Below are 15,459 nucleotides of genomic sequence, written 5' to 3'. Positions count from 1 at the left end.
GAAAATAATTGGTTATATTAACGATCAAGACTTCAAAAACAAAGATTTAATACGAAAATATGTATTATCAGCCAATTGTTTTGAAGATGAAAAATGTAAGGATTGCGAATTTATACCTATTTGCATGGGAGGATGCGCCTTTTATCGAATCAAGAATATGTTTGACAATGGGAATTTTGACATTTGCTCACTCTACAAAGATAACGGAGTAATAGAAAAATGTATTTGTTTACATTTGGATAAACTGAGGATTAAAACACCTTCTATCTGAAATTTTAATATAATCTATATGCAAAGACTATTTTTGTTCGCGTTCATGGTTTGCACATTTAGCAACATAAATGCGCAGTATTCTATTATTGGAAAAGTCCTCATCGAGAATGGTGACACCCTTGAATCCAATGTAGAGCTGTACACCAAAAGCCATACGGTTGTCTCTGCCGTACAAACACAGAAAGGAATGTTTTCATTCTCAAATCTCGCAAAAAACAATTTTTATTATGTGGTTGCATCACATGTCGGATATACTACTGACACAATAAAGATAGACCGCATAACAAAGGATCTGAACATTGGGACAATGTTCCTTAAAGACAGTCTTACTACGTTGGACGAAGTTACCGTTGTGGGAAGCAGCATAAGTTTTCAAAATGGAAGCAAGAGAATTTTCCCCAATGAATTTCAAAGAAACAGTCCTGACGCTATGGTTATGCTTGACAAGATGAACCTGTCGAGGATTAATGTTGACCCACTAACAAAAAGCCTGACACTGAACGGTGGCGGAAGCGTTAAGACATTGCTTAACGGAAGGGAGGTATCAGCCGTTGAAATTGCTGCACTTTCCCCGGAAATTATACAGCGCGTAGAATACCACGACACGCCGGAAGCACGGTATGGCAATGCAGACGTGGTCTTGGATTTTATTACCAAAAACGACCAAGTTGGCGCAAGGGTTTACCTTTCTTTGTGGCAGGGGCTTTTAACGAGTTTCGGAGAGGACTACATTTCCTTGAAATTCAACCGCTGGAACAGCCAGTTTTCATTAGACTACAATATGGCATACCGCAATTGGAAACACCTCAGCAGGGAATATGAAGAGGACTTTAATCTGCAAAATGAGAACTTTTCGAGAACCGAACTGGGGCATCCTGGACGATACAGATACGACAATCACAACGTACATTTCAATTACAACTATCAGGAGAACAAGAAAATAATTAACTTTTCACTGGGGACAGCCATCCAAAATGCACCGTATAAAGAGTGGAACAGTGATTTGCACTATAAAGGGACAGCACTCAACTTATACGACAATGCGAAATCATCGGCCACAAATCCTTATTCGCAACTATATATACAGTTGCCCATAGGAGAAAATCAACTATATGTAATGAATCTCTCTGGTCAATACAACAAAGGGAAATACAACCGTCTGTATCAGGAGGCAGACAACGAAAGTGAATCCAACCAATTCTGCAGTAATGTCCGTGAGATTCAAAAAGGCTATGCGCTGTCGCAATTATACGAGAACAGGCAGAATTGGGGAACTTTGACCATTGGAGCAAACTTCAACCAGCAGTTTACCAAAAGCGACTACAATTCAGTCCGAAACGATATGACACAGAAGCATCACACAGGCCAACGCCAGACCAACCTTTATTCTTATGCACAATGGGGAAAGGCATGGAGCGAACTTTATTGCCGAGTGGGCATTGGACTGAACCAGCGATGGATGCATGTGGGAGAACAAAAACAAAGCACCTTTACGATTCGTCCGATGCTATTCGTCCGTTATACCGTTTCTCCAAAAATCGAACTTCGTTATCAGGGGTCGGTCTCTAATATAATGCCTACACTTTCGGCTATTTCTGACTATTCACAGGATATAGATTTTATACAGATACAGCGAGGTAATCCTAATCTCAAGCCGCAGATTGATTTCTATAATGCGTTGGTATTCAATTATAAATTCACAAAAACAGCATTGGCTCTCTACTTGAATGAAACATATTCAAAGTCGCCAATCATGGAATGCACATATCTGGATAATGAAAAGGTAGTCAGAACCATGGAAAACCACAAGAATTTTCAGAACTATAATGCGGAATTTGAATATGGAGGGCAGCCTTTTGGCAATCTGCTGTCGTTCAAAGTTTATACCGGCTTGAAATTTTGTAAAAGCAATGGCAATCAATACACTCACCGCAAAACAATACCCTACTATGGAGGTCAGGTTTCTGTTTACTATAAACAATTCACTATGAGATGGCAGTTTCGCAAGAATGTGCAGGACAGGTTTTGGGGAGAAACGCTTTATCGGTATGAAGACGGCCACATGTTGTCGTTTGGCTATCAGACAAATAAACTCAGCCTTTCTGCCGATGTGCTGAATCTGTTTTCTTTGAAGCATATTTCCGCACAAGAAAACTATTCAAGCGTGGCTCCTTACAAACGCTATGAATATCTTGATGAAACAAGAAATCTTATACGTTTAAACCTTACGCTGAACCTATCGTATGGTAAAAAATACAAGGAGGCTTCAAAACGCATAAACAGCAACACAAGCAGTGAATCATCCGTCATTAAAGGAGAGAAATAATAATAATTTTTGATTTTAATAATGAGTTTTGCAATAAAACGACAGCGAGATGCTATGGATTGCGGTCCTTCCTGTTTGGCAATGATAGCCAAACATTATGGACAGCAAGCTGATAAGGAGCAATTGCGGAAAATCTGTTCCTTAGGCAAAGATGGAGTGTCTCTTCTTGGTATCAGCAAAGCAGCAGAGGAGATAGGCTTTAAAACTATCGGTGGTCGTTTGAGTTTTGACACGCTTACGTCAGAAGTTCCCTTACCTTGCATCATTCATTGGAACCAGAACCACTTTGTGGTTGTTTATAAGATAAAGAAACGCAGAGGTAATCGATATGAAGTTTATGTGGCAGATCCTGGAAAAGGACTTATAACCTATACCAAGGAGGAGTTCTGCGAGCATTGGATAAGCACCAAGACCAATGGCGAGGAGAAAGGTATTGCTCTTCTCCTCGAACCAACAGAACAATTCTATGCTCAAAACGATACGAAAGCAGTGCCGACTCAAAGGCGAGTGAAATTTCTCTGGAGCTATCTCAAGAAATACAAGCGTTTCTTTACGCAACTCATTCTCGGTTTGTTACTCGGCTCACTCCTGCAACTTGTCTTCCCGTTCCTCACCCAAGCTATTGTAGATACAGGTATAGGGGGAAAGGATGTCGGCTTTGTGTGGTTGGTGCTGCTGGCAGAGATGATGCTTCTTTTCAGTCGTACCGCCATTGACTTTATCCGCTCAAAGATACTCCTGCACATCTCCACCCGTATCAACATCTCGCTCATATCAGACTTCTTCATCAAGCTGATGAAACTACCGATGAAGTTCTTCGATACCAAGCTGATGGGCGACCTTTTGCAACGCATTGAAGACCATCGGCGGGTTGAGCAGTTCCTCACATCGAGCAGTCTTAGTTTGCTTTTCTCATTTTTTACCTTCCTTGTCTTCGGTGTTGTGCTGGCAGTCTATAATCTCGGTATCTTTGCCGTCTTCCTCACATAGCCTTAACGAAAGAACCGAAGTCATTCATTCAACAAAAACATAGCCAAGGATGTCAACTGTCCATCCTGTCATCATCCTTTGTTACAAAAACCTTTTCATTTTAATATGTTGGGCATACAGACAAGGTTTTGAAAAACCATTACATAATTCCAAACAAATCATCTGCAAATATAAAAAACACGTGCAAAAAGCAGGTTGGTAACCGGCAGTCGATCAATTGGTTATTAAGTCATTTCTGACAGGTGCCTGATTGGACTCCAGAAGGGCGTTGGTAACACGCTAAAAGAGCATCAGTTGCAAGTCAATCAGGCACCTTTTAGAAGCTAAAAGGGCATGTGTTGCCTTGCGTTGCATGAAAACAGTTTACAAATACCGATGATAGGGGAATAAGTTGTCTGTGGAAGACGGAAAGACACGCCGATGGACAGGCAGCATATCTATTTACTTTTTCTGAATTTTTATCCCGTAGTTTACCCCCTTTGTAAGACCATCTGATTTTGTATAGTCATACCCTGCAAGTGAATAAGCCTTTATCCTGTTTCCCATCTATCCATTTAACGGAAGAACCCGGAATTTCGCATGGAAAGGGGAGACAATCCTGATTTTTATCGTAACTTTGCCGTCAAAACATAGCACAATGCAAAACGGACAGACTCAATATCCATTCGAGGAGAATTTCAGGAAAGACCTCTCCACTTACCTGCAGGGCAGGAACCTTACAGACAAGATGCTGCCGGAAGCAGCAGACATCGAAGAGAAATGGCAGAAGATAGCAGAAGCCTATCTGCCTGACGGCATGCGTGAATTTACGGCTTACCCCATCGTCTCCCTCGGCTGGATGATGTACATCGGCATGGCGATAGCGAAATACTGGGATGAAGACTGGGAGCTGTACGACAAGGTAGAGAACCTCTACACCTATCTGCGCGACCGCATCGACTATGACCACATGGACGATTATATCTGCGAGAAAGTGCTGCTCCTCACCGCTGACGAACACAAGCAGCTGACAGCCGTCGTCGGCGAATGTGCCGCCCGGACCGACAGTCTGCTCCGTCATCTGCCGGTCGCCGCAGGCAGCAGTGATGCCTTCCACGCTTATGTCGCCGCCCTTCACCAGCTTTATCTTTTCGGCGCCGCCATACAGCTGAAGCGCATGGGATACCGCATGACGAGAATGTAAAACCCCGTCAGCAAGCCCCTGCCCCAAGGGCATTCAGCAGAGGAAAGGACGATACTGACAGAATCCGGCAGCCGGGGAAAGACATCGCCCCCACTGCCGACGGCCTCAGCCCCGCATAAGCCCATGCACGCTGCAGGCACGGGCCATGCCGGCAGGAGAGCGGCTACACCAGTTCTACCTCGTCCATTACCTGTTCCTTATCGCAGTAATGACATTTCAGAATCCCATGTGCCTTGTCAACGACATGGAAGATCGTATCCATCGGTTCGTTGTTGGTGATGCACTTGGGATTGTTGCATTTTACAATGCTCCGAAGCTCGTCCGGTGTCACCACCTTCTTCTTCTCTACCACTTCATAGTCATTAATGATGTTCAACACCACGTTCGGTGCCACGACCGACAGACGGGAGATCTCATCATCGGTGAAGAACTTGTCGCTCACCTTGATGATTCCCTTTGTGCCTACCATCTTCGATGAGAAGTTATAGCCGATGGTGACAGGCGTGGAGAGCTTCTGGAGCTGTAATAGGTTGACCACCTGAAAGGTCTTTTCAGCTGGAATATGATCAATGACGGTGCCGTTCTCAATGGCGGCTACAAGGCGTTCTTTCTTTGACATTTTTGCAGGATGGAATTAATGGTTGGAGGAATGAGGGCTTTTTATCGAGTGATGAAGGGAATTGCCGGAAACGAGGGACGGGCACGGAAACTGTCGATGAGGAGGAGAAGGTAAAGGCAGTGGCACGCATCGGGAGCACCGCCGGGGACATCCTCTCCGGGAGGAGCCGTCCGCATCCGTCATTCCGTCTCCCTCATCTGATGATGGTTCTGTCATTCCTTATCTGCTCTAACGATATGCCGAGACAGTGGCAGAAGATGGCCTCACGGGCAAAGAGACCGTTACGGGCCTGCTGGATATAGTAAGCGTGCGGACTTTCATCCACATCGTAGGCGATTTCGTTGACACGAGGCAGCGGATGGAGAATCCTCATGTTCGGGCGGGCCTGCGAGAGCATGTCACGCCGGAGGATGTAGACGTTCTTCACCCGTTCGTATTCCATCAGGTCGGAGAACCGTTCTTTCTGCACACGTGTCATATAGAGAATATCAGCCTTTGCGATGACATCCGGTGTAAACGCCTCGTGCTCTTCAAAGCGGATGCCATGTTCACGGCAATAGAGCTTGTACTCTTCCGGCATGGCGAGTTCCTTAGGCGCGATGAAGTGAAACGTCGGGTTGAAATGCCGCATCGCCATGATGAGCGAGTGGACGGTCCGGCCGTATTTGAGGTCGCCGACAAGATAGATGTTCAGATTCTCGAGCGTCCCCTGAGTCTGACAGATCGTATAAAGGTCGAGCAGACACTGTGAGGGATGCTGGTGGGCACCGTCTCCGGCGTTGATGATCGGTACAGGAGCCACCTCTGAGGCATACTGCGCAGCACCTTCTATATAGTGCCGCATGACAATGGCGTCTGCATAATTTGAGACCATGAGAATCGTGTCCTTCAGCGTCTCGCCCTTGCTGACGCTCGATACCTTTGCATCCGTAAAGCCGATGACACGCGCACCGAGCCGGTTGGCAGCCGTCTCAAAACTAAGACGGGTCCGTGTCGACGGCTCATAGAAGAGCGTTGCGATCACCTTTCCCTTGAGCAGTTCACGATTCGGGTGCCGCTCGAATTCCTGTGCCATACGGATGAGGTAGAGCAGCTGCTCACGGTCCAACCCCTGGATATTCACAAAGTTATGCTTTTCCATATTCTGCTTGTGATGTTTTGGTTCTTTCCGTCTGTAAAGGTACATATTAATTTTCTTTCCATCGAAGCGTGGAAAAGGAAAGTTCTGCGAGCGGCAAAAAAACATCCATTTATTTTGCTTATCCGCTGATTTACATTATCTTTGCATAATATTTCCGTAGTTTATGAGAAGGCATTTCGTACATTTCCTCTGGGGATTCCTGACAGTCCTGCTAGGCTTTATCGCCGTATTCTTCATTTCCGTATGGAATGGATGGATAGGCTATATGCCTGACATGGACGAGCTTTCCAACCCTATAGACAAATTCGCCTCACAGGTCTATTCGGCTGACCAGCAGCTCATCGGAACATGGAACCAGGACAACAACAACCGTGTGGCAATCGACTACAACGGCCTGTCGCCGCATCTTGTCCATGCGCTTGTTGCCACGGAGGACGAGCGGTTCTACGAACATTCGGGCATCGACTTCATCGCACTGGGGCGTGCCATTGTGAAACGCGGCGTGATGCAGCAGGCGAGTGCCGGCGGAGGGTCGACCATTACCCAGCAGCTGGCGAAGCAGCTCTTCTCGGAAAAGGCACACAACACACTGGAACGACTCCTGCAGAAGCCCATCGAATGGATCATTGCCGTCAAGCTGGAACGCCACTTCACGAAGGAGGAGATTCTGGCAATGTACTTCAATTACTTCGACTTCCTGCACAATGCCGTGGGCATCAAGCGGGCGGCCAATGTCTACTTCAACAAGGAGCCGCGCAATCTGAACGTGACGGAGGCAGCACTGCTGGTGGGTCTCTGCAAGAACCCGTCCATGTTCAATCCGCTCCGCCACCCGGAACGCTGCATGCAGCGCCGCAACGTGGTCTTGATGCAGATGGTGAAGTCGGGATACGTCACGAAGGAGGAATATGCGGAACTGTCGCAGCGGCCGCTGGCCATACACTTCACAAAGGCCAAGCCTGTGAACGGTTCGGCCGACTATTTCCAGGCTTTCCTCCGGCAGTACATGATGGCGAAGAAACCCGAACGGGAGAACTACCAGGCCTGGCAGAACCGCCAGTTCGTCCTTGACTCCATCGCCTGGGAACAGGATCCGCTCTACGGCTGGTGCAACAAGAACACGAAACGCAACGGCGAGCCTTACAACGTGAACACGGACGGCCTGCGCATCTATACGACCATCGACACACGAATGCAGCAGTATGCCGAGGAAGCGGTACGCAAGCATGTGGGCGGCTACCTGCAGGCACAGTTCAACCTTGCCAGCCGCTACAAGAAGAATGCGCCGTTCTCGTCGAACATCTCGCGGCGCACCATCAAAGAGATACTGAACCGTTCCTGTCGCCAGAGCCTGCGCTACCAGCGCATGAAGGAACAGGGAGCTACACCGGAGGAGATCAAGCGCAGCTTCCGTACCCCCCACGAGATGACGCTCTTCACCTATCATGGCGACATAGACACGGTGATGTCTCCGATAGATTCCATCCGCTACTACAAGTCGTTCCTGCGTGCCGCATTCATGAGCATGGATCCCCATACAGGAGCCGTGAAAGCCTATGTGGGCGGAATCGACTACCAGCACTTCAAGTATGATGTCGTGATGGGCGGTCGGCGGCAGGTGGGGTCGACCATCAAGCCTTACCTCTATGCACTTGCCATGCAGAACGGCATGACACCCTGCACGCTGGCGCCGAACGTACAACGGACCTACGGCGGATGGACACCGCGCAACGGGTCACACGCCCGCTACGGACAGGAAGTGCCGCTGCGGTGGGGCTTGCAGCAGTCTAACAACTGGATTTCTGCTTATCTGATCAATCTGCTCGGACCGTCACAGTTTGTCAATATCCTGCACGACTTCGGTCTGAACAATCCTGACATAGACAAGAACACAAGCCCCGTGCTCTGTCTCGGGCCATGCGAAGTATCCGTCGGCGAGATGACCAGTGCCTATACCACCTTCGCCAATGGCGGAATCCGCTGTGCGCCGCTCTTCGTCACGAAGATTGAAGACAGCCATGGGAATGTCATCGCAAAGTTCCAGCCGCTGATGACCGAGGTCATCTCGGAAGTCAGCTCCTATCAGATGATTGACATGCTGCGTGCCGTCATTCAGGGAGGTACGGGCAGCCGGCTGCGCTACGCTTATCATCTCACTGCGGACATCGGGGGCAAGACCGGTACGACCAACAACAATGCCGATGGCTGGTTCATGGGCATCACGCCCGATCTCGTCAGCGGCTGCTGGGTAGGCGGTGAGGACCGGGACATCCACTTTGACAACACCGCAATGGGACAGGGAGCCACAACCGCTCTGCCGGTCTGGGCTTACTACATGCAAAGCATCTATGCAGACAAACGGTTAGGCTACAGCCAGAACACGAAGTTTGCCATACCTCCCAAATTCAATCCCTGTCAGGCTGCTGACACGATCAACGTGAACGGCATACAGGAAGAATACTTCTAAGCCGTTCCGCTGACGATTCAGATGTGCTGGCAGACGGGCAGACAATAGAATCCCTTGCCGACGGCCTTGCGTATGGAGAAGCAGAATACAGTATCATGAGAAAGCGCGGCTTCTTCTACTGTCCCCTGCGTAGTCTGAAAGCAACACTTCCCGGGAAAATACAAAGAAGACCATTCCAAAACCCGAAAACGGGTTTTGGAATGGTCTTCTTCATTTGGGACTTTCTCAAGCTTTTATGGATACAATCCCATGTTGCTGACGGAGCCGCCGGACTTTTATCGGACTAACCCATGCTTTCGTCAGCACTGGCCAGGCTACTACCATGATTACCCCTAGGCTTGTGTCAGGATTGTCTCAAGCTTTTATCAGGGACTGATTCAAACCTTTAGAAGAGCCGATTCAAGCTTTTATCAGGGACTTTCTCAAACCGGGAAAGTCCAGAAAAGCATTTGCCGATGGGCAACAGACTCATTGTCCGAGACAGCCGGTCATCTATCCGCCTGCGTTTATATACAGAAGGAATCGCCCGATATGGTACATATCATATACCCGTCGGAACGAGACCTGCTGCATGGAAGAAGCTGAGGTATTATGCCTCCTCATCCGCCGCCGGCTTCATATTGGTATAGACATTCTGCACATCGTCGAAGTCCTCCAGCTTCTCAACCATCTTGTCGATGGTCTCCCGCTGTTCAGGTGTCACATCCTTCAGATCATTGGGAATGCGGGTGAACTCGGCAGAAGTGATCTCGAAGCCATTGTCCTCCAAGTGCTTCTGAATATCACCAAACCTTGTCGGCTCACCATAAATCGTGATTTCATCCTCTTCGTCATCCTCATCGTACTCATCATCAACCCCATAGTCAATCAGGTCGAGGATCAGTTCTTCCATGTCCAGCCCTTCCTTCTTCTTGAAGGTGAAGACCGCCTTATGGTCGAAGAGGAAAGCGAGCGACCCCTGCGTGCCGAGGTTGCCGTTGAACTTGTTGAAGACCGAACGAACATCCGCTACCGTACGTGTCGTATTGTCCGTCAGAGTATCGACGAACACGGCAATCCCATGAGGGCCATAGCCCTCGTACGGCACTTCCTTGTAGTCGCTCTGATCCTTGCCCATCGCATTCTTGATGGCACGCTGGATATTGTCCTTCGGCATGTTCTCACGCTTGCAAGTAGCGATGATGGCACGAAGGCGAGGGTTGTTCTCCGGTTCCGGACCGCCAGCCTTGACGGCAATGGCGATCTCCTTGCCTAACTTGGTGAATGTACGGGCCATGTGACCCCATCTCTTGAGCTTAGTAGCTTTGCGGTATTCAAATGCTCTACCCATTGGATTTGTCTGTTAACGGAGTTCTGCTCCGAGTTTATTTGTTAAATTCTTGATTAGTTTCTGCATGATGGCATCAATCGCCTTGTCGTTGAGCGTCTTGCTCTCGTCCTGAAGAATGAAATTGACAGCATAGCTCTTCTTGCCCTCCGGCAGATTCTTTCCCTGATAGACATCGAAGAGTTCGACACGCTTCAGCTGCTTCTTATCGGTCTGACAGGCAATCTCCTCAATCTGTGCGAACTCCACGTTGTCGTCAACCAGCAGTGCAAGGTCGCGGCTGACAGCCGGATACTTGGATATTTCCTGGAACTGGAGTCTGTTCTTGCGGATGGCCTTCATCAGCCCGGCCCAGTCCAGTTCGGCATAGTAAACCTTCTGCTCAAGGCCGAAACGCTTCAGGAGCCTGTGGCTGAGAATACCCATTTCCACCAGCACCTTACCGGCCCGTGTCCTCAAGGCAATCGCCTTGTCGAACACATTGTTATCGGATTTCTCGCTGACGAGCAGGCCCTGTGCGATGCCGATACGGCGGAGGACATTCTCAACGTATGCCTTCAGCTCATAGAAAGAGCTCTCCTCGTCAGGGTGTGCCCACGAACCCTGCACACGCTTTCCGGTCACCCATAATGCCATATGATAGTCCTGCACATAAGCCTTGACGGGACTTTCCTCCGTCCATTTCTCCTTATTATATTTATAGACATTGCCCACCTCGAAGAAGCGCAGGTTCTGTGCCTTGCGGTTCACATTACGGACAATGCTCTCCAGACCGCCGAAGAGAAGCGTCTGGCGCATTACGCCCAGATCGGCCGACAGCGGATTCATTACCTTTACCGTCTCCTCCCAGGGATAGGCATTGAGTTCTGTCCCCTCATAATAGGAGCTCTTGGAGAGGGAATTGTTCATGATTTCAGAGAAGCCCTCGCCCACCAGCTGTTCGCCGATGATGTTCTCCCGATGGTAGTTCCTGTCGGCTTCTTCCGCAATCGTGAGCGATGACTTCAGCTCTGCCGGAATCTCCACGTTGTTGTATCCGTAGATACGGAGGATATCCTCGACCACATCACACGGACGCTGGACGTCTACGCGATAGGCGGGGACGAGCAGGTCAAGCCCCTCGGCATCTTCCGTCTGCACCCGCATTTCAAGGCTCTCGACAATGCGCCTGATGGTCTCATGCCCCAGTTGCTTGCCGATGAGGCGGTCGCAATATTCATAGTTCAGCCGGACGGAGAAATCCTCCATCTTCGTCGGATACTCGTCACGTATCTCCATGCTGACCTTTCCGCCGGCCAGTTCCCTGCAGAGGATAGCCGCCTGCTTCAGCGCATAGACCACCCCGTTCGGGTCAATACCACGCTCGAACCGGAAGCTGGCATCAGTCGAAAGGCCATGCCGGCGCGCGCTCTTGCGGATCCATGTCGGATGGAAATAAGCACTCTCCAGCACGACGTTCTTCGTTGTCTCGTAGGTCCCGCTACCCTTCCCGCCGAAAACACCGGCTATGCACATCGGTTCTTCCGCATTGCAGATAGCGAGGTCGTGCTCCCCGAGCGTATGTTCTTCTCCGTCCAGGGTGACGAATTTCTTGCCTTCGTTCCTGTCCTTGACGATGATGTGCTGCCCCTTGACCATGTCCGCATCAAAGCAGTGCATCGGCTGGCCGTAGGCCATCATGATGTAATTGGTAATGTCGACAATGTTGTTGATCGGACGCAGACCGATGACATTCAGCTTGTCCTTCAGCCACTTCGGGCTTTCCTTCACCTCGCAGCCGGTTATGCTCAGACAGGCATAGCGCCGGCAGGCATCCGTATTCTCGATGGTCACATCGACAGGAAGGTCATGATTGTCAACCCTGAAGGCACTGCAGTCCGGACGATGAAGCGATGTCTTGTAACCGTTCTGCGTCAGCCAGGCATAGAGGTCACGGGCCACACCGTAATGGCTCAGCGCATCCGCACGGTTGGCCGTGATGTCTATGTCGATCAGCCAGTCGCTGTCCAGATGATAATACTCGGCGGCAGGCTGTCCGACAGGTGCATCCTCCGGCAGCACGATGATGCCGTCATGGCTCGTACCGACGCCGATTTCGTCCTCGGCACAGATCATACCGAAGCTCTCCACACCACGCAGCTTGCTCTTCTTGATGGTGAATTCCTTGTCGCCGTCATAGAGCACGCAGCCCAGATCAGCCACAATGACTTTCTGTCCTGCAGCCACATTCGGTGCGCCGCACACAATCTGCTGCGGTTCGCCCTTGCCGAGATCGACGGTTGTCACGTGGAGATGGTCTGAGTTGGGGTGCGCCTCACAGGTCAACACTTTGCCGACGAAGAGCCCTTTCAGTCCTCCCCGTATTGTTTCCACCTCGTCCAGTGCATCCACCTCAAGTCCCGTGGAGGTCAGCGCATCCGCTGTCTCCTGCGGGGTCAGGTCAAAATCGACGTATTCCTTAAGCCATTTGTATGAAATCTTCATTCTATCGATATGTTGTTATATTCCGAAATACGTGCAAAAGTACGAAAATTCCCAGACATGGCAAAGGGATAAAAAGAAAAAAACAGGAGGAGCAGGTACGGTCAACGCTCAAAGGGGCGACCGGAAGAATCAGAAGCGGTAGGCCATGCCTAACAGAATTTCGTAGGTATGCAGATAAACCTGGTCATGGCTGTGATACGTCGTCACCCTGCTGTAGGAGGCTCCGGAAACGGAAAGCTCCCATCCATGACGGAGCCGAAGGTGATAGTTCGGCGAAATGACGATCAGCCTCGCATGGCTATGGTCGCCCTGGACATTATAGAAGTGAGGGTCCACCCCGGCCAGGTCACGCTCCTCGTATCCTTTCCACGTCCACAGGTGATAGAACGCCGCATGGAAAGAGAATTTCCCGAAACGGTGGAACTGCATGAGGGTAGACGACTTCATGCCGTATCCTGATCCGATATTGTAATCACGGTCGAGCACGCTGTAATAATCGCTCTTCACGCCTCCCAGCAGGATTCCATTGAGGAAGATGCGCTGTTCCAGACGCTTCAGCGATCCGATTCCGTTGATCCGGTAGATCAGTCCGGGACCGAATGCCGCAGCCTCGGAGATTTTGTAGGGAATGTTGTCCGAGCCGTGGGTAATCTTTTCAGAAGCATAATAATCGAAATGCTGGAAAATGCCCGCCTGCATCTTCACATGATTACCGTTCCGTATCTGTCTGGAACAGAGGCGGCCCATCAGATGTATCCCACTGACAAAAGGCTGGCTGCCGCCCAGCATCAGGCTCAGGTCGGCCGTGAAGAAGTCATAGGGCCGGACAGTCGTCTCGTTGAAGGCGTCGCCATACTCCAGGTGGACGTTCAGGAAGGGGCTGTACTCTCCGCGTGTCATGGCCCCGCCGTCGGCCAGATAGCGTACGCCGAAGGAAAGCGAGAGATCGACAGGCAGACGCATGAAGTCATGGTACAGCGCATGATCCGACCGGATCCGCCATGCCTGTCCTGTCACGATGCGGTTGAATGCCCTTACGGGGTTCAGAATACCGGCTCCCAGCTCGCGCAGAAAGCGTGAGAAGCCTCTGTCACGATCATCAAGAAGGAGGCTGCTGGTGCGGTAGAACACCTCGCCGATAGCGGCTCCTCCGATGGAGGTCGAGACGATGTCGTTGAGGGCGGGAGGATCGGTTTCGCCGGCCAGCTCCCACATCAGGCTGCCCCCGAGTGCATAGGGAAAAGAGGCGAAAAATCCCAGGCCGCTGGTGCGTGCCGCATTGAAATAAAGATTGCCGTGGTAAGGGTGGGCAAACTGGTTGGTCGAAAAGTAATCGTTGTCCCACACAAAGCCGTTCTTCATATTGCGCCATACGGTCGCCGCGCTGGTCTTCGCATAGTCGTAATGCAGCATGAAACGGTCGGCCGAGTTTACAAGCAGGTTGATGCCTGTCACCTCGGCGACGGCTCTCCAGGGACGCCTCCTCCCTGCCCGGGGGTCATGGCAGGCAAAAAGCTGCTGCCGGACGGCTTCTGCGCTGTCTCCGGCAAGGGCGAGCGTCTCCTCTTCCAGCGTTCTCATCCTGTGCGAGAAACCGGGCTGCTCATCGTGGGCAGGTGTCAGACGGAACGTCAGTCCTGCCTCCAGGACCGGTTTGTTGCGGAACCTCTCATGATGGGCATACCAGCGGGTATGACCGTATCCGCCCGTGACGAATGCCCCGACGTGCCGGCCGAACTGATAGTCTATCGATAAACGTCCCTGCAGAGAAAACAACCGCTGCGGGCGGTCAGATGATTTCTCTTCAAAAGTCTCGATGTGCGCATAACCGATGTCGGCACTGACCGTCAGGCGCGGGGAAAGCGGGAAATAACGTCCCATACGGTAGAAGACCGAACCGGAGAAACGGCGGTCGAAATCGGCATAATAGAACCCGGTGCCTATGATGCTGTAAGCACTGCGGTTACGGAAACGCCATGCGATGTTCCCGGCCGTGCTGTTTCCTCCGAAGACAAGCAGGTCGGTCGTCGTGGCGGGACCGACGTTGAGCAGTCCGAGACGCACGCCGGAGAGATCATTGCTGAGGTTGATGAAACCGAACTGGAATCCCCTGGGATTGCGGTCGTTGACATTGACAAGCCCTATCTGCACGCCGCAGAGCGTGTCGGCATAGTTGTAGACACCGCCCTGCACGCCCCGCATATCCCCCGAAGTGATGTTGAGGCCGCCAAGCTGGACACCCTTCCTGACACCTCGGGAAAGGTTGTTCAACGGTGAAATCTGCACACCATAGAGGGGTGTAAGGCAGAGATTGCCAAGCCCCGCCAGCTGGACTCCCTTCACCTCACGCGCATCGTTTACGATGATACTCGCCTGAATACCTGTCAGTTCCCCCCGCACATGAGCCGCCACCGGCCCGAGATTCAGCCCGCGGACAGTGTCCGCACTCGACTGGGCAACGGCATTCGACACATTGCAAAGCAAGACTATCCAGATGATCAGCTGATGTTTCCGCATCATAAAAAGAGTTGTTGTCAGTGCAAAGTTAGCAAAATATTCCTGATTATGGGAGGCACCATGACCGATAAAGTAACGGAAAGACGTATATTCTGTCATAAAAAATCATCCTCCGGCAGATCCTTTGAAACA

The 15,459-nt window shown here is 50.6% G+C and carries 9 protein-coding genes and 1 pseudogene; 5 read left to right on the top strand and 5 right to left on the bottom strand.

Annotated elements, in window-relative coordinates; all coding sequences use genetic code 11:
* Positions 1–4: 4 nt before the first annotated feature.
* The 4 genes and pseudogenes from J4864_RS10855 (at position 5) to J4864_RS10840 (ending at position 4,772) form a co-directional block, all read left to right on the top strand.
* Positions 5–271, top strand: coding sequence for an SPASM domain-containing protein (locus J4864_RS10855; RefSeq protein ID WP_231556696.1), 267 nt, complete (start codon positions 5–7; stop codon positions 269–271).
* Positions 272–289: 18 nt separating this feature from the next.
* Positions 290–2,599, top strand: a complete 2,310-nt coding sequence (locus tag J4864_RS10850; protein ID WP_211814885.1) for a TonB-dependent receptor — start codon at positions 290–292, stop codon at positions 2,597–2,599.
* Positions 2,600–2,620: 21 nt separating this feature from the next.
* A pseudogene (locus J4864_RS10845) lies at positions 2,621–3,583 on the top strand (cysteine peptidase family C39 domain-containing protein); the annotation flags it as partial.
* 643 nt (positions 3,584–4,226) lie between these two features.
* Positions 4,227–4,772, top strand: coding sequence for a hypothetical protein (locus tag J4864_RS10840; protein WP_211814884.1), 546 nt, complete (start codon positions 4,227–4,229; stop codon positions 4,770–4,772).
* Positions 4,773–4,935: 163 nt separating this feature from the next.
* On the opposite strand, the gene pyrI is transcribed toward J4864_RS10840, so the two are convergent.
* Both pyrI and pyrB read right to left on the bottom strand, forming a co-directional pair.
* Positions 4,936–5,391 carry an aspartate carbamoyltransferase regulatory subunit gene (pyrI, locus tag J4864_RS10835; RefSeq protein WP_007367474.1) on the bottom strand — a complete coding sequence of 152 codons (456 nt, stop codon included), beginning with the start codon at positions 5,389–5,391 and terminating at the stop codon, positions 4,936–4,938.
* Positions 5,392–5,584: 193 nt separating this feature from the next.
* Positions 5,585–6,532 carry an aspartate carbamoyltransferase gene (gene pyrB, locus J4864_RS10830; protein WP_040554505.1) on the bottom strand — a complete coding sequence of 316 codons (948 nt, stop codon included), beginning with the start codon at positions 6,530–6,532 and terminating at the stop codon, positions 5,585–5,587.
* 163 nt (positions 6,533–6,695) lie between these two features.
* On the opposite strand from pyrB, the gene J4864_RS10825 reads away from it, so the two are divergent.
* Complete coding sequence (locus J4864_RS10825) at positions 6,696–8,999, top strand: transglycosylase domain-containing protein (protein WP_211814883.1); 2,304 nt, start codon at positions 6,696–6,698, stop codon at positions 8,997–8,999.
* A gap of 589 nt (positions 9,000–9,588) precedes the next feature.
* Here the strand turns inward: J4864_RS10825 and J4864_RS10820 are convergent.
* The 3 genes from J4864_RS10820 to J4864_RS10810 form a co-directional block, all read right to left on the bottom strand.
* The gene (locus J4864_RS10820; RefSeq protein ID WP_007367469.1) at positions 9,589–10,329 is read right to left on the bottom strand and encodes a YebC/PmpR family DNA-binding transcriptional regulator; all 741 of its coding nucleotides are present in this window, start codon (positions 10,327–10,329) and stop codon (positions 9,589–9,591) included.
* Between the two features lie 12 nt (positions 10,330–10,341).
* Positions 10,342–12,810: a phenylalanine--tRNA ligase subunit beta gene (gene pheT / locus J4864_RS10815; protein WP_211814882.1), complete on the bottom strand. Its 2,469-nt coding sequence runs from the start codon at positions 12,808–12,810 to the stop codon at positions 10,342–10,344.
* Positions 12,811–12,939: 129 nt separating this feature from the next.
* Positions 12,940–15,330, bottom strand: a complete 2,391-nt coding sequence (locus tag J4864_RS10810; RefSeq protein WP_246479466.1) for a DUF3943 domain-containing protein — start codon at positions 15,328–15,330, stop codon at positions 12,940–12,942.
* Positions 15,331–15,459: the final 129 nt, after the last annotated feature.

The organism is Prevotella multiformis, assembly GCF_018127985.1.
Taxonomy (GTDB): domain Bacteria; phylum Bacteroidota; class Bacteroidia; order Bacteroidales; family Bacteroidaceae; genus Prevotella; species Prevotella multiformis.
The sequence above is the reverse complement of the archived record's forward strand: the minus strand, read 5'-3'. Positions and strand labels throughout refer to the sequence as shown.

What these genes read in the sequence shown, in the direction of transcription:
- J4864_RS10820 (WP_007367469.1), bottom strand. Translation starts at nt 10,329, where the DNA reads ATGGGTAGAGCATTTGAATACCGCAAAGCTACTAAGCTCAAGAGATGG.
- pyrB (WP_040554505.1), bottom strand. Translation starts at nt 6,532, where the DNA reads ATGGAAAAGCATAACTTTGTGAATATCCAGGGGTTGGACCGTGAGCAG.
- J4864_RS10840 (WP_211814884.1), top strand. Translation starts at nt 4,227, where the DNA reads ATGCAAAACGGACAGACTCAATATCCATTCGAGGAGAATTTCAGGAAA.
- pheT (WP_211814882.1), bottom strand. Translation starts at nt 12,810, where the DNA reads ATGAAGATTTCATACAAATGGCTTAAGGAATACGTCGATTTTGACCTG.
- pyrI (WP_007367474.1), bottom strand. Translation starts at nt 5,391, where the DNA reads ATGTCAAAGAAAGAACGCCTTGTAGCCGCCATTGAGAACGGCACCGTC.
- J4864_RS10825 (WP_211814883.1), top strand. Translation starts at nt 6,696, where the DNA reads ATGAGAAGGCATTTCGTACATTTCCTCTGGGGATTCCTGACAGTCCTG.
- J4864_RS10810 (WP_246479466.1), bottom strand. Translation starts at nt 15,330, where the DNA reads ATGATGCGGAAACATCAGCTGATCATCTGGATAGTCTTGCTTTGCAAT.
- J4864_RS10850 (WP_211814885.1), top strand. Translation starts at nt 290, where the DNA reads ATGCAAAGACTATTTTTGTTCGCGTTCATGGTTTGCACATTTAGCAAC.